At 37.1% G+C, this 22,078-nt stretch carries 18 protein-coding genes and 1 pseudogene; 5 read left to right on the forward strand and 14 right to left on the reverse strand.

The genetic code is table 11. The annotated features are described in order from the left end of the window. Positions 1–289: 289 nt before the first annotated feature. Complete coding sequence (locus tag A6755_RS18390) at positions 290–1,411, forward strand: type II asparaginase (RefSeq protein ID WP_063591619.1); 1,122 nt, start codon at positions 290–292, stop codon at positions 1,409–1,411. A 188-nt stretch (positions 1,412–1,599) separates the two neighbouring features. Here the strand turns inward: A6755_RS18390 and A6755_RS18395 are convergent, their stop codons facing one another. The 4 genes from A6755_RS18395 to A6755_RS18410 form a co-directional block, all read right to left on the reverse strand. Next, positions 1,600–3,036 carry an amino acid permease gene (locus tag A6755_RS18395; RefSeq protein WP_084737955.1) on the reverse strand — a complete coding sequence of 479 codons (1,437 nt, stop codon included), beginning with the start codon at positions 3,034–3,036 and terminating at the stop codon, positions 1,600–1,602. Positions 3,037–3,168: 132 nt separating this feature from the next. Then, a complete protein-coding gene (locus A6755_RS18400; RefSeq protein ID WP_063591620.1) occupies positions 3,169–4,623 on the reverse strand; it encodes an aldehyde dehydrogenase family protein in 1,455 nt (484 codons plus the stop codon). A 56-nt stretch (positions 4,624–4,679) separates the two neighbouring features. Beyond that, complete coding sequence (locus tag A6755_RS18405) at positions 4,680–5,720, reverse strand: homoserine dehydrogenase (RefSeq protein WP_063591621.1); 1,041 nt, start codon at positions 5,718–5,720, stop codon at positions 4,680–4,682. Positions 5,721–5,757: 37 nt separating this feature from the next. Further along, positions 5,758–6,975, reverse strand: coding sequence for a cystathionine gamma-synthase family protein (locus A6755_RS18410; RefSeq protein ID WP_063591622.1), 1,218 nt, complete (start codon positions 6,973–6,975; stop codon positions 5,758–5,760). A 457-nt stretch (positions 6,976–7,432) separates the two neighbouring features. On the opposite strand from A6755_RS18410, the gene A6755_RS18415 reads away from it, so the two are divergent. Next, positions 7,433–8,176 carry a GntR family transcriptional regulator gene (locus A6755_RS18415; RefSeq protein ID WP_244889692.1) on the forward strand — a complete coding sequence of 248 codons (744 nt, stop codon included), beginning with the start codon at positions 7,433–7,435 and terminating at the stop codon, positions 8,174–8,176. 606 nt (positions 8,177–8,782) lie between these two features. On the opposite strand, the gene A6755_RS18420 is transcribed toward A6755_RS18415, so the two are convergent. The 4 genes from A6755_RS18420 to A6755_RS18435 form a co-directional block, all read right to left on the reverse strand. Further along, complete coding sequence (locus tag A6755_RS18420) at positions 8,783–9,364, reverse strand: type 1 glutamine amidotransferase family protein (RefSeq protein ID WP_063591623.1); 582 nt, start codon at positions 9,362–9,364, stop codon at positions 8,783–8,785. Between the two features lie 173 nt (positions 9,365–9,537). Beyond that, complete coding sequence (locus A6755_RS27750) at positions 9,538–9,831, reverse strand: GNAT family N-acetyltransferase (RefSeq protein ID WP_244889693.1); 294 nt, start codon at positions 9,829–9,831, stop codon at positions 9,538–9,540. A 232-nt stretch (positions 9,832–10,063) separates the two neighbouring features. Beyond that, on the reverse strand, positions 10,064–10,633 hold the full coding sequence (locus tag A6755_RS18430) for a histidine phosphatase family protein (RefSeq protein WP_063591624.1): 570 nt from the start codon (positions 10,631–10,633) through the stop codon (positions 10,064–10,066). 1,393 nt (positions 10,634–12,026) lie between these two features. Then, a complete protein-coding gene (locus A6755_RS18435; RefSeq protein WP_063591625.1) occupies positions 12,027–12,851 on the reverse strand; it encodes an alpha/beta fold hydrolase in 825 nt (274 codons plus the stop codon). Between the two features lie 287 nt (positions 12,852–13,138). On the opposite strand from A6755_RS18435, the gene A6755_RS18440 reads away from it, so the two are divergent. After that, positions 13,139–13,855: a vanadium-dependent haloperoxidase gene (locus A6755_RS18440; RefSeq protein ID WP_063591626.1), complete on the forward strand. Its 717-nt coding sequence runs from the start codon at positions 13,139–13,141 to the stop codon at positions 13,853–13,855. A gap of 925 nt (positions 13,856–14,780) precedes the next feature. Then, positions 14,781–15,068, forward strand: a pseudogene (locus A6755_RS26335) (tyrosine-type recombinase/integrase); the annotation flags it as partial. Positions 15,069–15,183: 115 nt separating this feature from the next. On the opposite strand, the gene glnA reads toward A6755_RS26335, so the two are convergent. The 4 genes from glnA to hflX form a co-directional block, all read right to left on the reverse strand. Beyond that, entirely contained in the window at positions 15,184–16,518 is a 1,335-nt protein-coding gene (gene glnA, locus A6755_RS18445) for a type I glutamate--ammonia ligase (protein WP_034313424.1), read from the reverse strand. Positions 16,519–16,554: 36 nt separating this feature from the next. Next, positions 16,555–16,959 carry a MerR family transcriptional regulator gene (locus tag A6755_RS18450; RefSeq protein WP_034313425.1) on the reverse strand — a complete coding sequence of 135 codons (405 nt, stop codon included), beginning with the start codon at positions 16,957–16,959 and terminating at the stop codon, positions 16,555–16,557. Positions 16,960–17,154: 195 nt separating this feature from the next. Next, on the reverse strand, positions 17,155–18,423 hold the full coding sequence (locus A6755_RS18455; RefSeq protein WP_063591627.1) for a methionine gamma-lyase family protein: 1,269 nt from the start codon (positions 18,421–18,423) through the stop codon (positions 17,155–17,157). 12 nt (positions 18,424–18,435) lie between these two features. Then, positions 18,436–19,689 (reverse strand): GTPase HflX, encoded by a 1,254-nt coding sequence (hflX, locus tag A6755_RS18460; RefSeq protein WP_063591628.1) that lies wholly within the window; start codon positions 19,687–19,689, stop codon positions 18,436–18,438. Positions 19,690–19,857: 168 nt separating this feature from the next. On the opposite strand from hflX, the gene A6755_RS18465 reads away from it, so the two are divergent. Further along, on the forward strand, positions 19,858–20,466 hold the full coding sequence (locus tag A6755_RS18465; RefSeq protein ID WP_063591629.1) for a trimeric intracellular cation channel family protein: 609 nt from the start codon (positions 19,858–19,860) through the stop codon (positions 20,464–20,466). A gap of 37 nt (positions 20,467–20,503) precedes the next feature. Here A6755_RS18465 and spoVK read toward each other — a convergent pair whose 3' ends face one another. Further along, positions 20,504–21,460, reverse strand: coding sequence for a stage V sporulation protein K (gene spoVK / locus A6755_RS18470; protein WP_034313433.1), 957 nt, complete (start codon positions 21,458–21,460; stop codon positions 20,504–20,506). Between the two features lie 382 nt (positions 21,461–21,842). Beyond that, positions 21,843–22,076: an RNA chaperone Hfq gene (gene hfq, locus A6755_RS18475; RefSeq protein WP_034313436.1), complete on the reverse strand. Its 234-nt coding sequence runs from the start codon at positions 22,074–22,076 to the stop codon at positions 21,843–21,845. Positions 22,077–22,078 lie beyond the last annotated feature (2 nt).

The following is a 22,078-nucleotide window of genomic DNA, read 5'->3' on the forward strand; positions in this document are numbered from 1 at the left end:
TTCACTATATGTCTTATGGGACGTTACTGAATTATCCTGCCCCAAAAAAGCTGCCTTAAAGACTGCTCAGAGCTTCAGCTAATGCATCCGTTAGTTTTCGTAGATTTCTTCACATACTTTTTAGTATTTCAGTTAATACAGGAATGCCGCCGCATGACGATTCTACAAGGAAGCTAACATTTATGGTATTTTCCAACAGAATAAAAATGATGTAAGAAATATCTAAATATGATAGTATTTTCTATGTCATACATAATTTAATAATTAATAACGAAGGAGCTAACTAGACATGAACATAAAAAAATATCTAGGAATCACGTTTCTATCAGTTACACTATTACTTTTTGGATCTATCACTGTTATCCATAGCTCAGCAAATAGTAATTCAAAAGAAGAGAGAGTAGAAGCAACTTCAACAAATCCAAAGTTAAACAATGTGAAAATTTTAGCAACTGGTGGAACGATTGCAGGTTCTGCTACGTCCAATACTGACACAACTGGTTATCAAGCAGGTGCACTTGGTGTTGAAACACTAATTAAAGCTGTTCCTGAACTAAAACAAGTAGCAAATGTGAGTGGTGAACAAATCGCCAATATTGGCAGTAACAATATGGATAATAAAACTTTATTAAAGTTGGCGAAACGAATTAATGAGTTATTAAAATCTAAAGACGTTGATGGTATTGTCGTAACGCATGGAACAGATACCTTAGAAGAAACTGCTTATTTTCTGAATCTGGTCGTAAAAAGCAACAAACCTGTCGTGATTGTTGGATCAATGAGACCGGCTACAGCTATAAGTGCAGATGGACCTTTAAACTTATATAATGCTGTAAAAATTGCTGCTAGTAAAGATGCTAAGAACAAAGGTGTTTTAATCTCATTAAATGACCGGATAGGTTCTGCACGTTATATAACAAAAACCAATACAACCATGACAGATACATTCCAATCGGAGGAACAAGGCTATTTAGGAGCAATCGCAGGTAATAAAATAATTTTCTACAATGAACCTACTCGTAAACATACAACCAAATCGGTGTTTGATGTATCAAAACTAGATAAACTTCCTCAAGTGGACATTATTTATAGCTATCAAAATGATAGTAGATATTTTTACGATGCATCTGTGAAAGCAGGAGCTAAAGGGATTATAATAGCAGGTGAAGGAAACGGTTTGACTTCTGATACTGCTTTTGAGGGTGCTAAAGACGCTGTCAAAAAAGGCGTGATTATTACTCGCTCTAGCCGTGTAGGAAATGGTATTGTTACGAGAGAAAAGATTGACGATGAAAATAATTTTGTTACAGCGGACTCACTTAATCCTCAAAAAGCACGTATTTTGACGATGCTTGCATTAACAAAAACAGATGATCCAAAAGAAATTCAGCAATTTTTCAACGAATATTAATCATTAAAATTAGAAATTTCTTGATTAACTAAAAGTGAATGAAATTTAAAGCATACGATGGTATGAATCACCAACGTATGCTTTTATTTGTACTAAGTTGAACTTTAACTGCCAAAGTTGTATAAAGAAACAACTGCCCTCAGGGAAGCTCAAATTTCAGCTAACGCACCCATTAGCAAAAAAACTCTTTACTTAATATTCCTAATATAATCATCCGTTTCATTATAAGAATTTATCTGATTCGTATTTCCTCGATTTTTCATATAGTAGAAGAGATAGCATAAAATAATAAAAGGTACTCCACAATACAGAGCAATTCTTTGGCTCGCATCAAAAGCAAGACCTATACAAGAAGCAAGACACAAAACACAAGCAGCAATGGGTACAAAAGGATAAAGTGGTGTACGGAATTTTAAATTTTTAATATCTCCACCCATTTTCAAAAAATGTTTACGGAACATGTATTGTGATAAAACAATCCCTATCCAAACTACTACTACTGCAAATCCTGATATGGCCACAAGTACTACATAAACTGTATCAGGTGCAAATACACTAGATAATAGAGATAAACAAGCTACTGCCATACTTATAACTAAAGCATTCAATGGTACTCCATTTGACGTTATCTTTCCAAAAAATGAACTTATCATTTTCTCATTTGAAAGAGACCATAACATACGAGTAGATGCATATAGACCAGAGTTTGCTACTGAGAGTAAAGCTGTAATAATAACAAAGTTCATAATATCAGCTGCATAAGGAATTCCAATGTTGTCAAAAACCATCACAAATGGACTTTCAATGACTCCTGCTTCTTCCCAAGAGATTAAACCAGATAACACAAAAATTGCACCAACAAAGAAAAACATTGTTCGCCAAATTACATTTCTAATAGATCTAGGAACGTCTTTTTCTGGATTTTCACTTTCTCCAGCAGCAATGCCAATAAGTTCTGTTCCTGAAAAGGCAAAATTAACGGAAATCATGGCCATAAAAACTGGAAGCAGGCCATTTGGGAAAAGACCACCCTCTGCAGTGAAATTAGAAAGCATGGGGGCAGAGGCTCTATCATCCATTGGAATAAATCCAAGCATTGCAGATCCTCCAAGTACAATAAATAAGATAATAGTAATTATTTTAATACCTGAAAACCAAAATTCGGTTTCTGCAAATATTTTTACTGAAAAGGAATTAAGTAAAAAAATTAGAATCGCAAAGACGGCGCTCCACATCCAAACAGAAGTGTTAGGAAACCACCTCTGCATCAACAGTCCAGAGGCAGTAAATTCGGAACCTACCGTTACCACCCAAGTAAGCCAGTACATTAAACCAATAGTAAATCCAGTAGCAGGACCGATATATTTGGTAGCGTAAGTTTGAAATGAACCTGTTACTGGCATTGCAACAGTTAGTTCGCCTAGGCATAACATGACAAGGTACATGATTAATCCGCCGACTAAGTAAGCGAGAATCGTACCTCCTGGTCCAGCTTGGCTAATTGTATATCCACTGCTCAGAAAAAGACCCGTTCCAATTACACCACCTAGCGAAATCATGAACAAATGCCTGCTTTTCATTGAACGTTTCAACTGGTTTTCATTGGTATCATTTGTGTTTGGCATCTAGTCTCCTCCTCGTTTACTACTCTACAAGTACTTATTTTAATAGATAACAATATACAAAGTTTATATTATTACAGAAAAATCAGAATCTTTAACATAAAGACTGACCTGCACAGGTCAGCCCTTATGTCATCATATTGTTTTATTAACTTTAAAACAAACAACTTTTGGTTCAGTCATTTCTTGAAGTGCAAACTTAATTCCTTCACGACCTAAACCAGAACCTTTTACACCTCCGAAAGGCATCGCATCAATGCGATAATCTGAGCTATCATTTACCATTACTCCACCTACATCAAGTTTACGTATGGCACCCAATGCCTTATCTAAATCACGAGTGAATATACCTGCTTGCAGTCCGAAATCTACACGATTAGATTGGGAAATAGCTGTATCAAGATCAGGAACATTATAAATGGTAACAACTGGGCCAAAAACCTCTTCAGTTGCCAATTTACAATTTTCTGGTACGTTAACTAGAACAGTAGGTTGATAAAAAGATCCTTCACGTTTTCCACCACAAAGCAACTTTGCACCTTTCTCAACAGCTTCATTTACCCAACTTTCAACACGTTTTGCTTCTTTTTCGGAGATCAATGGTCCCATATCTGTTTCTTCTAATAATTTATCACCTACTCGATATTGTTGAGTACGATCTATAAATTTACCAATAAAATCATGATAAACACCTTCTTGGACATATATTCTCTGTACCCCTAAACAATTTTGTCCTGCTGCCCAAAATGCTCCAGAAACAGTTGATTTCACAGCTTCTTCTAAATCAGCATCTTTCAATACAATAACGGGTGAGTTTGATCCAAGCTCCATACATATCTTTTTCAAACCTGCTTTTTGAATAATTGCTTTGCCAGTGGCAAGTCCTCCTGTAAAAGAAATCATTCGTATAGCTGAATGAGTAATTAGGCTATCTCCCATGTCACCTGGATGACCAGTAATGACGGATAAAATTTTCGGTGGCAAACCGGCTTTTTCAAAAGCTTCTGCCAATAAGAGAGCACTTAAGGGTGTTACAGTTGCTGGTTTTACAATAATAGCGTTCCCAGCAGCAATAGCAGGACCCACTTTATGTGCAACAAGATTTAATGGATCGTTAAAAGGTGTTATAGCTACAATAATGCCAATAGGAAAACGATAATAGTAACCTATGCGATCTTCGCTTCCGGGCATTTGATCAAACGAAATGGTTTCTCCATTAATTCTCCTTGCTTCTTCAGCACTTATACGAAGTGTTTCAATACAACGTAGTACTTCTTTTCTTGCTTCTTTAATTGTTTTACTTCCTTCACGAGCAATAGTAGTTGCATATCTTTCCTTATTTTCAAGGATCCAGTCCGCAGCACGATGAAGAATAGCAATTCTTTCGTGTGTTGGCATATCTGCTGCTATTTTAACTCCTTTTTTTGCTTCTTCTATTGTATAAATAACGTCGCTTTCATTAGCAGCAGGAACTGTTGTGATTAAACTATGATCCTGTGGATCCAAGACTTCAATGCATTTATCACGAGATACCCATTCCCCAGCAAGAAACATTTTATTTTTATTTATTAATTTGTCAGTAAATATCATACAAAATCACCTCAAGATAAGTAATTTTCAACTCATAATTTTAAGAATGAAACGAATTATAATTGATCACGGTTAATGTTGATTAAATCAATAAGAATCGAGAATCCTGTTTCTTTACGTCCAGCTCCGGCTCCAATTAAGGTAATCGGGCCAGCTAAATCACAATCATAAGTAATAGCATTTTGTGCACCTAAAACTCCAGCTAAAGGATCTGTAAGAGGTATAGCTTCAGGTCCTACCTTTGCAATGACTTTATCGCCATCCTTTATACATTTAGCAATTAACTTCCATCTCTTACCTTCTGATTTTGCCCACTCAATGTCCTTTTCCGTAAGATGACTAATCCCTTCACATTCTACTTCTTCTCGTTTCATTGGAATACCCATTACAATGTTAGCAAGAATGGTAGCTTTATATTGAGCATCATATCCCTCAACGTCGCTAGTAGGATCTGCCTCTGCATAACCAAGAGCTTGTGCCTCCGACAATGCATCTTGATAACTCAATCCTTCTTCCATTTTAGTTAGGATATAATTAGTTGTTCCATTCAAAATCCCCCGTATTTCAAAAATGCTGTTCCCTGCCAATGAACTCAGAGGCATTCTTAATGCTGGGGTTCCACTCATAACTGTTCCTTCAAACCCCCAACGAACATCATTTTTTTTTGCTAATTCAGCTAACTCTTGATAAGCTAGAGAAACTGGACCTTTATTACTCATTACTACGTTCTTTTTGCTTTCAAATGCTGCTTTACAATGATCAATGGCAGGTTGTCCTGTTTTTACATCAGTAAAGGTAATTTCAACAACAGTGTCTGCATTACTCTCACGTATTGTTTGAAAACTATCCCACTCTCTTACCAAGCTAGAAGTTTCAGGGTAACTATCTAATTTTCCTGTTTCCTTTACAGCTTGTAACGCTAAAGAAAGATCCAACCCCTTTGGATCATAAAGGGAACCTTTCATAACATCAGAAATAGCAACGATTTTTGCATCAAAGTTAAACCCACTACGTAGTGACTCACTTTTATCTTGTAAAATTTCAGCTAACCCTTGACCAACTACACCAAATCCAAGTAATGCTATCTTATGTGTCATATTTCAATACCTCTTCCATTAGTAATATTTTATGCTTTCAACTGCAGCTAACAGGGTAATTGGATTCTAAGTAAGAAAAAGCTTGCTCTAAATCTGCTAAAAGGTCTTCTGTATCTTCGATACCTACAGAGATACGAACTAAACCTTCTGGGATACCAAGGGCTTTACGCTCTTCAATAGTACATTCAACATGGCTGGTCGTTCTTGCAGGCCCATATATAGTTTCAACGGCTCCAAGATTTCCAGCTTTATTTGCATATTTTAATTTTGATAATAAAATTTTGATAGCTTTCATTTCATCTTTTAATACAAAACTTAATATCCCACCGAACCCTCTCATTTGTTTCTTTGCGATATCATGATGTGGATGCGCTTCCAATCCTGGGTAATATACTGCGTCAACAAGCTTTTTCTTTTGAAGATACTTTGCAATTTCCATTGCACTTTTTTCTTGTTGCCGTACACGAAGCTTTAACGTTTTCATCCCTCTTAGAATAAGGTAGGCTGACCACGGGTCCATAGTTGCTCCATTAATTTCACGAAAATGATAGACTTTTTTCATTAATTTTTCAGAGCCACATACTATGCCACCTAATGCATCTGCATGTCCGCTTAAGAATTTAGTTGCACTATGGACTACAATATCAACTCCTAATTGAAGAGGATTTTGATTAATTGGAGTAGCGAACGTATTATCTATGATAACTAATGCACCCACTGATTTTCCGACTCTTGCTAGCCTCTCAATATCAGTAACTTTCATAGTAGGGTTAGTAGGAGACTCTAAATATAGCACTTTACACCCTTTGGCCACTTCAGCTTCAATTTCTTTATGGTTTCCGGTATTACACAATGTCACATCGACATCAAGATTGGGCAAGAATTCAGTGAAAATTTTATTGGTTCCTCCATAAGTATCTTTAACTGATACAACCCGATCTCCCGGTCTTAGAAATGTATATAATGTACTACTAATAGCAGCCATTCCTGAAGAAAAACCTACAGCTTCCTCTGCCCCCTCGAGTATCCTCAATTTTTCTTCCAGGGCTTGAACAGTCGGATTTGCCATTCGATTATAGGTATAACCAGGTTTATTTCCAAGGGCAACTTCTTGCCATTCATCCACGTCATCGTAATTGTAGGCTACACTAAGAACTACTGGAACTTGGGTTGCATTATATGCAAGAGATTCTTTTTCTCCTGCCCATACCGCTTTTGTTCCATCTTGCACATCTTTAAAGTTATTCTCACTCATATTTTTCCACCTCTAATTTTATGACTTTGTAAAAATGGTCTTGTTGAAACATGAATTTTATTTTGTATATAATATATTGTATATTTTATACTCCACCCCCCTCCCTTCCACATTACAGTTCACCTAATGTTATCTTGAGTTTTTCTAAACATTAAGGTAACTAATACAAATAGTTTAAAAAACTTAAAACAAATGCAAAAATATACTTTATACTTTATATTGTATATTGTATATTGTATATAGTACAGAATACTCTGAAAAAATTTTACATATCGAATTATATAATTAACGTATCTATTTTTCAATGCTTTATTTTTTTATTCTTAAAAATTCTTTTAAAAAAACTGCATTATTTCTAATGCTATAAGCTATATCAACTTGAAAAACAACAATTCATAAAAAAAATGGATGTAGGAGTCGTTTTATATCTTTAATATAATAATAAATAATGGAGATATTGAAGTCTGTAAAAGATGGTGCTAATATAAAAGACAAGAATTTCGAATTATATATTGTATACTATATAATGTTAATTTTTGGCTTAGGAGGAAACGCTATCAAAAATAAATATCAATCATTAAAAGATCTCGTATATGATTATATAACTGAAAGAATTCAGAACGGAACCTTACTTCCTAAACATAAGATAAATGAATCGGTATTATGCGAAAAATTAGGAGTAAGTAGAACTCCTGTAAGGGAAGCTTTGATACAACTAGCTTCAGACAATTTACTCGAGTATCTTCCTAGAAAAGGATTTATTGTAAAAGAACTTGATACCAAGAAAAAGCTAGATGTATTTCGAATTGTTAGTGTATTGGATTCTTTAGCAGCCTCTTTATCTTTAGAACATATCACAGAAAGTGATATTGAACGTATGGAAGATTTGGTTAAGAAAATTGAATTTTCAATTTCAACAAAAAATTATTTAGATTATCAAAAATATCAAAATCAATTCCATAAAGTATATATTGATAAATGCAATAATCCTACATTAATAGATCTTCTTGATTCTTTACAAAATAGTTTTGTTAGACAAATTTATTTAAGTAATAATGAAGAAAAGCTTTTTGCCGTATTAGAGGAAATGAATGAAGATCATAAAGAAATTACTGATTATTTTAAAAAAAGAGATAAAGAGAATTTAGAGCAACTTATTAAGAATAAACATTGGGAAATAACTCATTTAGATATGATATAGGGTTCCTGTCTTATAAAAAATACAAAACCCATAGTCTGTCTAAATCCGGGCTTTACCTTTTGTGATACCCTCGAAAAGTGTTCGTAAAGTATACTTTTACGAACGGGTAAAATAGTTACACGGGAATATAAAAGTGAGGGGACAGTGTTACTCTCAGCAGCCTGCCGGAACATCAAGAAGATTGCCACCCATCTATCCAGAATCGGATTGGTGGGTGGCAGTCGATAATCCCGTTACCTTCCACTATCTTACTCAACCTCCATATATATTTAGAGACGTTTACATTGCATAATAGTTCCAGCCTTTAAGACTAAATTGCCCCGATAGTTCCATAAACAAAAAGCTGCCCTAAAGACAGCTCTGATCCTCAGCTAACGCACCGGTTAGATCTATAAGAAAAGCGAAACTTCTTCAAGAATCGCGCCCTTTTCTTGAAGAACTAAAATCATAAATAAGAGCTTTCGATATGGAACAGCTATTCTTCAAGATTACTAATCCGGTAAAATAGATCATAGTGGGGTTCTATCTCGGTGTCGCTAAAAAAGACCCGTTCCTCGTCGATTTGCAGGGACGATATCATTGATGATCGTCAAGATATCCAAGAAACTAACTTTTGATAAAACCTGTTTTAAATAAAGCATACCATTCTTTTAGTTCTTTACCTTCTAAAACATCCAATTTGCTTAAAATATCTCTTGAAAATTCTAGTGCCCCACTTCCATTAGCTGTGATTAGACAGCCATCACTAACAGATTGTTCTTCTATATATTTTTCATCGCCTCGATAATTAGGTGCACCTTCTTTTAAATAAGGCAATGAATTACCTGTATGTTTATGATGATCAAGAAATCCGTGATTCCCTAAAAAGGTAGTTGCATCACAAATTGCTGCAACCGGGATATCCTTTCCAAAACAAAAATCCACAAGCTTCTTTGCCTGCTGATTTTTTTCTTCTCTCCATCCAGTTCCGCCAGGAATAATCAACATCCCAAATTCCAATTTAAAAGAAAAGTCTTGTAAGCTATAATCCGGCAGAACAGTCAATCCACCCATTGAAATTTTAGGATCCTTGTCAATCGCAATTGTCTGAACTTGAAATCCCGTCCCTGGTTTATTTAACTCTGCAGTCACATAACTTGCTTCCCAATCTGAAAAACCATCTGTAATAAAAACTAACACTTTTTTCATTCGTATGTCCTCCCTATTTCTTATAAATGTAACCAAACACGCCATAAAATAGCTTCACTGCATATTCCGTGAGTTGAGTTTTTAAATGTTTCAAAATAATACTAATATGTTCTCACTTCGATATCATGCAACCGTTAGTTCATTAAAAAGAACTATTATTGGATAACTAATCTCTAACCTGAAGAATGATTATTTTGGTTATTGCTCTCATAAATTCTTGAACTGCTTCCCCAAGGATGGTACCCGTCACCTATATAAGTGAATCCATATTTTTCATAGTATCCAATGTGGTCAGTACAAAGGAATACTTTATTGAATCCTGCTTTTTCAGCATCAACTTTAGCACGTAAAAGTAACTCTTTGCCTAAAGACCTACCACGATAGCTATTTTCAATATAACCAAGGCCATAATTCCATACGACTAATAAAATCATTGCTAATAAGACCTGCGCAGCCAATAATTCCACCAGAATCCTCCATTAAATTCCAATAGTGAAAGGACTATCTGCTGTTATGCTATGTGTTATACAGTCCTCATATACTCTCATACTGTTTTCGTTTGCCCATTTGCACTGAAAATATTTTATTGCTTTTTCTTTATACTCTGGATTTCTCTAACGCTAATAATCTGCATATGACTTCCCTTCGGCTCGATCCTTACTGGAGATCGAGCTACACCCGTTCATTAAATTAATGTATTTAATGAAATTTCATTACTTTATCTTCATCCCATATACGTTCTAAGATCACTTCATTATTAATACAGTTTATTTGAAAAATGTCAGGATTACTAAGCTTTTTCCAACCCTCAAAATCAAAGTCACTATTATAATTCTTTATAAGTAAGGATATTAAATTTCCGTGACTGACGATCACTGTGTTGTTTTCATTCCCTCCTCTAAGGACTTCTTCTACAACATTTGCGATTCGACTCTTCGCTTCTTGACTTGACTCTCCTCCTTCAAATTTTAATTCCATATCATTAAATGTTGCTTTTAGTTTTTCATACCAATCAGGTAAATCCTTTGTGCATAGTATTCTTTCTGAGAGGCGTTCATCAATCTCTATTTTAATATTTGTTTTCTCACTTAATGGTTCTACTGATTGAATAGCACGCAAATAGGGACTTGATATTATTCGGTCAATTTTTACATGACTGAAGAAATCAACTAAATATTTCGCTTGTTTCGAACCTTTTGCTGTTAATTGAGATTCAGAAGGTTGCCCCTGTGCTTCGCAATGTCTAATAATGTAAATCTTCTTTTGCATTCAAATCCTCCCACTTAAGTAGTAACTATTAGTTTCTATATTTGTCTGTAATTTCCTTCTTGAACATCAAGGAGCTGCTTCCAGCCCCATATAGAAGCAATGCAACCTATAATTGGATCAAAGATTTAAACCCCCATTGTCTAGTAATATATATTAGCTTCATTTTCTTTAGTTACATAAACAATCATATTTCCCAAATTTTTTATCATTTGAAAATAGTTGTAATTCCCAATTACCTGATTGTTGAATTTAATTGAAGTCGGTGATATAAGAAAATCCATTCCATACAACATCCCCTTTAATAACGATTTTGCAAACTAGTGTCTAAAACATAAAAAACTACTGACCATGCTCTAGTAGTTTGTAAGTTAACCGTTGATGCGCATCAATAATCCATTTTGATAATAATTAGATGCTTATCCATTTCGTTTTCATTTTCTTTACATAAAGTATAGTATCTCTACGAGCGACAGTTACTGATAATTTGGAAGAAGTAATTAATTCTTTAATTCAATTACTTCAATCTCTGTTGCAATCTATCACTGCTTTTCTTACTTCACTAATTCCTATAATTGGTGAAGTTTTAGAGGGATTAGTCACTGCATGGCTCCAATTCTTCCAATCAGCTGTGCAAGCTCTTATTGGTTTACTTGGTTCACTTCTTTCCCTTGCATAGTAGGACAAGCCCATTTATAAGATGAATTTTGTTGTAATCATGGATAAAGTTCTTGAATTAGTATAATTCTTTGGGCTTTATCTTCTTATATTTTATATTATGTTAATCAATTAGTATGTTTAGTTCTTTAATAAACTACTTTGATCATACTAGAGCCAATTCCTCCGCCATCCATTAAGGTTAAGGATTAAAATTGAAAAAACTCCCCTCTTGACCTTGAACAAACTTTTGATTGAACCCCTATCTTTGTGATAGGGATTTTTGAGTTGATTTTGATTTGGATACCACAAAAAACCATTACCCTTATTGAACGAACCTGCTCCGTTAGCCATCCATGAAGCGCAAAATTCAGCGCTTCACCACAGATAATGAAAATTGATCCCTATGTCGATAATGGCTGGCGAAGAAGGTAGTTGAACTATGGTGCCTTTGAGCCCATCCGTTAGTCTGACGCCGGCGACCACGGTGTACCACCTACTGTCGCGCCCTTTATGGATAGCACTCATGGGAGATTAATCCTTTTTTTGTCAAAACGCTTTTTAAAAAAGGCTGAGCCTTATGAGTAATCTGATTGAGTTTGGTCAATCGTTAAAACAATTACCTCCAATCATAGTATATTAAGTAGAGGCTAGCGCGACATATGTAAACATCCAGAAAGTACTATTATGGGTTTCCCATCCATCTTGAATAAAAAATATCCATCTTATTTCCTTCCGTTTAATTTCCGTCATGGAGAACCTCATGCAGCCTCTCAGCAAACTTCTTATGAAGCTCTGAATTGTAGCCTCCATGATGCCCAGGAAACTCCACAAAATTAGCTCCTAGTTGTTCCGTTAAAGCTACTGAGCATCCATAAGCAAAAAATTCTCTTGAAGCAATGCCACCGGCTGGAAGTATCTGCATCGATGAAGATTTTAATACTGACTTCAAAGTATTTATATCTAGTGAATAGTTTATAATCCCCGGGATTTCATGTTCAACAAAGTAAGTTGAATTACTTATAAGACGCTCTGTTATCGCATACTTCGATTTCTTGGAATTATTAATTATGTCCCTTTCCGAATTTGACAATAACTTTAAGACCTCACTTTGATGATTTTTCTTAAGGGATTCCAAGAATAGCTTTGCCTGTTTGAGCTCATTGCCTAATAATAATTGCAATAAGACCGGTTCATGTGGTATCAATATTCGTAGTTGCTCCGGGTGCCGTATGGATAAATCGAGTCCGATGACAGCACCAGAGCTGCTTCCAAATACGTACGCCGGTTCATCAGTCAATTTAGCTAGCAGACGGTGAGCGTCGTCGCTATGTGTCTTCACACGGTAATTCTCAGTTTGATTGAAGAGACTACTGCGGGAATGTCCACGGCGATCGTAAGTAACAACTGTGTACCGGTTAGCAAGATTATCTGCGACAAATTGGAATTTATCTGCGTCTCCACCTCCACCATGTATCATCAAAAGTAGAGGACCAGAGCCACGCACTTCATAATAGAGTGTCGCCCCAGACACTGCCAAAGTTCCATTCCTGATTCCAAGCATTTATAACTCCCCTCTCCTATTTTTCTATTTCAACTTAGACATTACCTATATAACGATGTCGTAATTCTATATATTCTTGGGTAACATTTATAATTCCTTCTTCAACTTACTGCCCCGATAGTTGCAAAGTGTGCCTCAGCATCTAGGGAATTGAAGTAAAACACATCTTGATTAAAGTGTATAACTCACTCTTTCTCCTCTGATAAGGAATCAAAAAGTTAAATGGTCATACTTCATTACTCTTAATCATAAGGAACAAGGAGAACATTTATTAGGGGGTGGTCTTTATGAGAACAAGTTATAGAAGATGGACAGAGTTTCCTTACCCAGGGGAAAGTCTCCCACCTAAAGGTTCTCCAGAGGCAGGAAATTGGCCAATGTTTTTTATTTCAAGGGGAAGCGACAATGATTTCCTGGATCCCTTTCATAAACGAATCATTTGGCGAATTAAAAATCCACTTGAAATTGATTGGGAAACCGAGTTATTCATTGTAGAAGAGACATTTAAGTCGTTGACTTCCCAGCAAATACGCATCGCACAATATTGGGGAACAGGTGAATTAACGGCGAAAATTACCACTCTAATTTTCAATTTAGCTGAAAAGTATATGCTGGGGTCACCTAGTGTTGCAAGGGTTCAGAGTTATTTCCACGCGGCTATGAATGATACCTTTGTTATCACGTGGTTCTTAAAATATCATTGGGATGTTGCACGTCCAAATCAATATGGCAGAAATCTGTCTACTGTGCTGTTTACCCCTCGTTTTCCAGCTTACCCTTCTGCACACGCAACAGTGGCAGGCTGTGCAGAGACAGTATTAAGTTATTTCTTCCCTCAAGAGTCTTCAGATTTAATAAAAATAATGGAAGAAAGTGCTCAATCTCGTTTGTACGCTGGGGTACATTTTAATGTGGATAATAAGGAAGGTTTAAGTTTAGGCAGACAAATTGGAGAGGTGGTTGTAAGCTTTTTAAGGGCACAAAATCTAAATACGCTTCAATAATATTTTAGGTTCAGGTTGTGCTAACCTGAACCTTTAGTTAAATAAAGAAAGAGCAGCATAAAGTCAGCCCCGATCTTCAGCTAAAGCACCTGTTAGTGGACCAAGTCTATATACTTTTCCATAGCTAATCAATCTTTCATCCACTTTGTTCTTGGAAAATTGGTCTTTCTATTAGTAATGTTTATAGCTTTTACCTTGGACAAAAGGCAATGTGTTAATACTGCAATTATCACTCCAATTAAAATTCCCGCAAATACATCTAAGGAGAAAAAGAGTGAATGAAGTAAAATATAAAACGTAAAAGATTTTTATCTTTTTTTGAAGTTATGAAAAAATAAGATAAACCCTCGTCGTGGAGGACTTGAAATACTTATATGACTAGCGTTTTATCAACATCACTATTCATTAAATATTTTAACAATATAATATTACTAGCTATTTTGTAAACACAAAGAGCGTTAACCCTTTTGGCTAACGCTCTAAATCTATTAATAATACCTTACCAACTCGAACCTTTCCGACTATGTGTTAAGCTCAAACATCACACTCTTCTTTCTCATCCCTCATATAAATCGTGACCACCAACAGAAGTAGAAAAGATTTAGATTTTTTCTTACCATTCATTAGCTTAACGATTCCTCTATTCTTGCGTACCTTCGTATGCTCAATACCTTTATTTATCATTGCTTATACATATTATATTGAACTTTTCGCTCCTTATCATTCTATGGATGAAACTAATCTAATTGATATTATTATGTTTACGATAATCGGAATTGCTATTAACATAATGAATATTCATTACTTTAAAAAGCTACTTAACTGAGCACCTGCACCTTATTGGTGCTTTTTTATTTCCTCCTGATAAATTAAGTATCTTAATTAATGGTAATCCAAATTAAAAGCTCTAGCTATCATGATATTTAATTTTGTATTATGCAAAAATGGTAACTACAAGCCAAAATCAAACCTTTTTAATTCAATTGCTCGTATCCTAAAAAAAGCAGAACTTCCCTCTTTGCCTATTCACTCTACTCGGCATACGCATGCAGTATTACAGTTAGAGGCTGGCGCAAGCATGAAATACATTCAAGAGCGTTTAGGTCATGGCAGTATGCAAATCACAGCAGATGTATACTCACATATTAGTAAAAAAATTGAACAGGACACAATGGATAAATTCGAGGAGCATATGAAAAATGTCCTTGAATAATTTTTTTGATTTTTTTCGGGCATTTATCGGGCAGTTGATAACTTTATTAGATTTTATGAATGAATGCCTGAAATAGAAAAACCCCTGACACCAGAGGTGCCAAGGGTTTGAGATATTAATACATTGACATATATTGTTCGCGTTCCCATGGGTGAACTTGTGTTCTAAACATATCCCACTCGATTTCTTTTGCTTCGACGAAGTGTTCAAGTAAATGTTCACCTAATGCTTCTTTGATGACTTCATCAGATTTTAATGTTTCCAATGCAGCATATAAAGTAGCTGGTAGATCAACGATACCTACTTCTTCACGTTCTTCTTTATTCATTACATAGATGTTGCGATCAACTGGAGCTGGAGGAGTCAAGTCGTTCTTGATACCGTCAAGACCAGCTTTTAGCAGAACGGCAAGTGCCAAGTATGGGTTTGCTGCTGGATCGACACTACGTACCTCTACGCGAGTACTTACTCCGCGTGAAGCTGGGATACGGATTAGCGGGCTACGGTTTTTAGCAGACCATGCAACATAACAAGGAGCTTCGTAACCAGGAACTAGACGTTTGTATGAGTTAACAGTTGGGTTTGTTACCGCAGTGAAGCTTGGAGCATGCTTAATGATACCCGCGATAAATTGCTCAGCTGTTTTGCTTAATTCCAATTTACCTTCTTTATCATAAAATGCGTTTTCGTTGCCTTTGAATAGAGAAACGTTACAATGCATTCCAGATCCGTTAACACCGAACAATGGTTTTGGCATGAATGTTGCGTGTAAACCATGTTTGCGGGCAATCGTTTTAACAACCAATTTGAATGTTTGGATGTTATCACAAGCTGAAATCGCATCTGCATATTTAAAGTCAATTTCGTGTTGTCCTGGAGCTACTTCATGGTGGGATGCTTCGATTTCAAATCCCATTTCTTCAAGCTCAAGAACGATATCACGACGGCAGTTTTCTCCTAGGTCAGTAGGTGCAAGGTCAAAGTATCCGCCTTTATCGTTCAATTCCAGCGTCGGCTCGCCTGCTGCATCCAGTTTGAATAGGAAGAATTCAGGTTCAGGTCCAAGATTGAAATCTGTGAAGCCCATTTCTCTTGCTTCTGCAAGAACACGTTTTAGGTTTGCACGTGGATCTCCATCAAAAGGAGTTCCATCCGTATTGTAAATATCACAGATCAAACGTGCAACTTTACCTTTTTCGGAAGTCCAAGGGAAGATAACCCATGTATTTAGATCAGGATATAAGTACATGTCAGACTCTTCAATACGAACGAAGCCTTCAATGGAAGATCCATCAAACATCATTTTATTATCAAGTGCTTTTTCTAATTGACTGACTGGGATTTCAACGTTTTTAATTGTCCCTAAAATGTCAGTGAATTGTAAACGAATGTACTTAACATTTTCTTCTTTCGCTAAACGAGTGATGTCTTCACGTGTGAACTTTGCCAATTTCTATTCCCCCTAATAATTCATAAATCATATTTTTTATTGGAAAAAACGGGACATATCCCCTTGTCTAAGAGATGTTCGATGCTTGCTTCCTTGTAAAAGCTCGGCACGCAGAAGCTTGCGAAGATCCTCGTCACTAAGGTCATGCCTTATTTTTTCCGCTTGTTCTAATTCTTGGGTTTTAGGTAAATTCTGTTCCTTTACAGTGAAAATCTTTTTAATGCCGGCCAGATTGACTCCTTGTTCGATTAAATCTTTAATCTCAAGCAGTCGATCGATGTCATTTAATGAAAAGACCCGACGATTTCCATCTGTTCTCATAGGAGTAATAAGTTGATGCTCTTCGTAATACCGAATTTGGCGTGCAGACAACTCAGTTAACTGCATGACGATTCCGATGGAAAAAAGAGGCATCGAACGCCGAATGTTGTTGCCGCTCATTCTTAGCATCCTCCTTTTGTTTATCTTAATATAATCTTATATCATGTTATTAAACTTGTCAATATGATGTTACATTTTATGACGTGATTTTTTCAGAAAAATTAAATGATTTGTTACTACACAAATATTATGACTATTACTCTTACAGGAATCCAAATGTATCTGGATTCCATAACATACCTTATTTAATTTCAATTACAATTGGATCAGCTTTTTGTCCATTAGCGCATTCACAGCAGTCAATACAGCCATTTTAACATGGGCGTATGTCAATCCGCCTTGAACATAAGCAACATATGGAGCCCTTGTCGGACCATCTGCCGTCAGTTCAATGCTGGCCCCCTGTATAAAGGTGCCTGCAGCCATGATTACATCGTCCTCATATCCCGGCATATAGGCAGGATATGGTGTCACATGTGAATTGATTGGTGATGCATATTGGATGGCCTGACAGAAGGCAACCATCTTATCCCGTTCATCAAATTGAACGGATTGAATCAAGTCAGTTCGTTTCGCATCCCATTTTGGGGATGTATTCATACCGAGCTTTTCTAAAAAGGCAGCTGTGAACATGGCTCCTTTAACAGCTTGGCCCACCACATGCGGTGCTAGGAAGAATCCTTGGTACATTTCCTGCAGACTATAAAGCGAAGCACCTGCTTCAGCCCCTATTCCTGGTGATGTTAACCGATAAGAGCAAGCTTCAACCAAGTCCTTTTTACCAACAATGTATCCACCGGTTTTCACTATCCCGCCGCCAGGATTTTTAATGAGTGAACCAGCCATTAAATCCGCTCCGACATGACATGGTTCTTGTGTCTCAACAAACTCTCCATAACAATTATCCACGAACACGACGATTTCCGGGTTAATGCCTTTAACAAAGGAAACCATTTCCTTTATTTCATCGATTGTAAAGGAAGGACGTGTAGCATACCCTTTTGATCTTTGTATACCGATCATCTTCGTATTCGGTTGAATGGCATGTTCGACGGCTTCGAAATCAACGGTTCCAGTATCCGCCAACGGAACGGCCTTATAGCTGATCTGAAAATCACGTAAAGATCCAATACCCGTCCCCCGGATACCGACGATTTCTTCCAAAGTATCATACGGCTTTCCTGTTATGTATAACAATTCATCCCCTGGGCGCAAAATGCCGAAAAGAGCGGTGGAGATGGCGTGTGTGCCTGATATAATTTGAGGGCGCACCAATCCAGCTTCCGCTCCAAAAACATCTGCGTATATCAATTCCAGCGTATCGCGGCCCATATCATCGTATCCATACCCAGTAGTTGGGATGAAGTGGGAATCACTCACTTTATGTGCTTGATAACTTTGTAATACGCGAAATTGATTTTCTTCGATTCGTTCGTCCACTTGCTTATGTAATGGAGAAATCATCGCTTCCACTTCCTGGGCAATGTTTTTCAATACGTCTCCATTTGTTAACTGCTGATACATCAAAATTCCCCTTTATAATGAATATTTCTCCAGCTGCCCGGTTATTGGATGATCAGCTAGACAAAAACCTTTGCATTCATATCTTTCCGATTCTTCATTAAAGGAGAGAGTGCGCAATATGGTTTCATTTTTCAGCTGTGATAGTAGTTTACCCTCACTCGATGGCAGGAAAACATGATACGGGATCATTTCTTCAATCACGTACTTTTCAATTTCTTCCATGATTTCATTCAGATCCGATTGTTCATAGGCACTGATCATTAATGAAGCACGACTGGCTGATCTCACAAAATCAGCGTGAACCTTATCCTTCTTATTATACAACGTGAGCTGTGGAATGGAAGGGACATCTAAGTCATTTAGCAAATCCTGCACCGTTTTCTGATGATTAAAGTAATCGGTACTTGAGGAATCGACCACATGTAACAGCAGATCCGCTTCTTTCACCTCTTCCAAGGTAGAGCGGAATGCGGCAATTAAAGATGTCGGCAAATCTTGTATGAATCCAACCGTATCCGTCAGAAGCACGGTAAATCCGCTAGGAAGAATCGCCTTTCGTGTCATGGGATCCAGCGTAGCGAATAATTGGTTCTCTTCATATGAATCCGCCTCCGTCAAACGGTTGAACAGCGTTGATTTACCTGCATTTGTGTATCCCACTAGTGCTATTTGAAAGGTCTTATTACGTTTTCTTCTATCACGATAGCGTTCACGATGCTTCACTATTCCACTTAATTGGTGCTTGATTTCATCTATTTTTCCACGGATGTGGCGGCGGTCGCTTTCCAGCTTCGTCTCCCCTGGTCCCCTTGTGCCGATCCCGCCTCCTAGCCTGGACATTGCCGTCCCCTGTCCAACCAAACGCGGCAATAAATATTGGAGCTGAGCAAGTTCAACCTGCAGCTTCCCTTCCCTGGATCGAGCCCGCTGAGCAAATATATCCAATATTAGCTGTGTCCGGTCTATGACCCTTGCCTCCAATTGTTTCGAAAGGTTCCGAATCTGGCTCGGGGATAATTCATCATTAAAGATAAATAAATCCGGCTCCAGCTCCTCTTCCAGATTCCGGAGTTCTTCCACTTTTCCTTTTCCTATATATGTAGCCGGATCGACGCTTTCCCTTTTCTGGGAGATGGTCATTAAAACCTCAGCATTCGCCGTCTTCGCCAAAGAAGACAGTTCATCGAGTGAATATTCAAAATGTTCACTTGTCTCAGTTGTTTGACACCCAATCAAGACAGCCGTTTCCTTTATTGCTTCTTCCAAATCACACGCACCACCCTCTGGTAAATTTAACTTAATCATAACAAAAAAATTGAATATATAAAAATTTCCTCAAAACGAAGCTTTTAACCATTTTAAAAATTGCGATACCATGCTAAAATCAAATTTGGCTTTACCATCAAAATCGAAAAGACATAGAGGGACATTCATATGACATGGGAAGTATTAAGCTTCATAGGTACGATTGCATTCGCTATAAGCGGAACCATCATCGCCATGGAAGAAGAGTATGATATTTTAGGAGTTTATATTTTAGGAATCATAACCGCCTTTGGCGGCGGGGCAATCCGCAATCTGTTGATCGGCGTCCCCGTTTCAGCTTTATGGGATCAAAGTTTCTATTTTGTCATCGCTTTAGTATCCATCACCATCGTTTTTGTTTTTCCTACAAACCTATCAAAGCACTGGGACAGATGGGGAAATCTCACTGATGCCATTGGCCTCTCAGCCTTTGCCATCCAAGGGGCGATGTATGCCGTGGAACTTAATCATCCAATAAGCGCCATCATAGTATCAGCTGCATTAACCGGATGCGGCGGCGGGATACTCCGTGACGTGCTGGCCGGAAGAAAGCCATTGGTCTTCAGGAAAGAAATCTACGCAGTATGGGCCATCATTGCAGGCTTGGCTTTAGGCAGTGGTGTATTATCCCAATCATGGCAGCTTTATTCGCTCTTTGCCGTCATCACAATATTGCGAGTCCTTTCTTATACCAATAATTGGCATCTTCCTAATAAAAAATGGGTGCCTAAAACATAAATTTGAAAAGCCCGCCATCCTGGTGGGCTTTTCCATGTCATTCTTTCTCTTCATCCTCGAAAATCAAATCTTGGCTGGTAAGCGTCAATAAATCGGATTTTTCAAATGAATCTTCCAGTAAGAGCCGCATCGCCTGTGCCCTAATTGACTTTTCTATTATATTGCGGATATAACGACCGTTAGAGAATGAAATAGGTCCCCGGAAAGAACGTAATATGATTAAATGTTCCCTTAATTTCCTTTCGGCATCCCGATTCATAAGATACTCCTTTTCCTGCAGCATCCGATCGGCTATTTCCATTAACTGTTCAATCGTATAATCCGGAAAATCAATAACAAGCGGGAACCTCGAATGAAGGCCAGGATTAAGACTTAGGAAATATTCCATTTCCCTCGAATATCCAGCAAGGATCAAAATGAATTCATGCTGCCGATCCTCCATATGCTTGACAAGGGTATCTATGGCTTCTTTTCCAAAATCCTTTTCGCCACCTCTTCCCAAGGAATAGGCTTCATCAATAAATAAGATTCCGCCAATGGCCTTCTTAATTAAATCCCTGGTTTTTTGGGCAGTATGACCGATGTATTCCCCGACTAAATCTGCCCTCTCCGCTTCAATTAAATGCCCTTTTGAAAGTACATTCATTTTTTGAAACAACTTCCCGATTAAACGTGCAACCGTTGTTTTCCCTGTTCCCGGATTTCCTTTAAACATCATATGCAGCGCTTGCCGGCCAGTTTTCAGCCCCTTTGCCTCACGTTGTTTATTAATGTAAATCCAGGCATATATCTCTTTTATCATCCGTTTCATTTCTTCCATTCCAACCAGCGATTTCAGTTCATCTTCAATCTCTTTCAATGCCACATGCTGGTGGGGGATTTCCTGCACCAAAATTTCTTTTATCGGCAGATCCTTTTGTAGCGCTTTTCTGTTTTCCGCATTAAACACAATATTGATTTGCCCGTTATTTTTCATACGGATCGGTTGTTCCATGTCATTCACCTCTCCATCTTGGACCCTGACTCTAACACCACAGTTTTTTATGATGGCATGGCAAATGCTGCATAGCCAAAATTATCCCATCGGAAAATTCGTTTATTCCTTTCGTGATTAAGCCCCATTCCCTTCTTGAAAAGCGACTTATTCTGACAGGATTTTTTCCTTGGAGGATTTATTACGACAAATCCCAATCCCATTCACCAATATATTAGGGGTAATGTCATTTCCTGCGGTTTCCCGGAAAATAATCCGTCCCTTGATATATATTCAAATAAGGTACGTAAAATTATCGATTCTTTGAAAAAGGACAGAGAAGGGCATGCAAAAAAAACAGGTCGCTATAAGCTAAACCTGTTTTTTACATTCATATATATGATTATTCCTTCACTTCGTAATCGATCTGAACATTACGTTGTGGAGCAAATGTAGAAATCGCATGTTTATAGACTAATTGCTGCTTGCCCTCCGATTCAAATAAAACGGTAAAATTATCGAACCCTTTCACTTGTCCTCTAATCTGGAACCCGTTTAATAAAAATACCGTCACATACGTACCATCTTTACGTAATTGATTAAGAAACTGATCTTGAATATTTACTGATTGTTTCATGT

Source organism: Peribacillus frigoritolerans (assembly GCF_001636405.1).
In the GTDB taxonomy this organism is placed as follows: Bacteria; Bacillota; Bacilli; order Bacillales; family DSM-1321; genus Peribacillus; species Peribacillus frigoritolerans.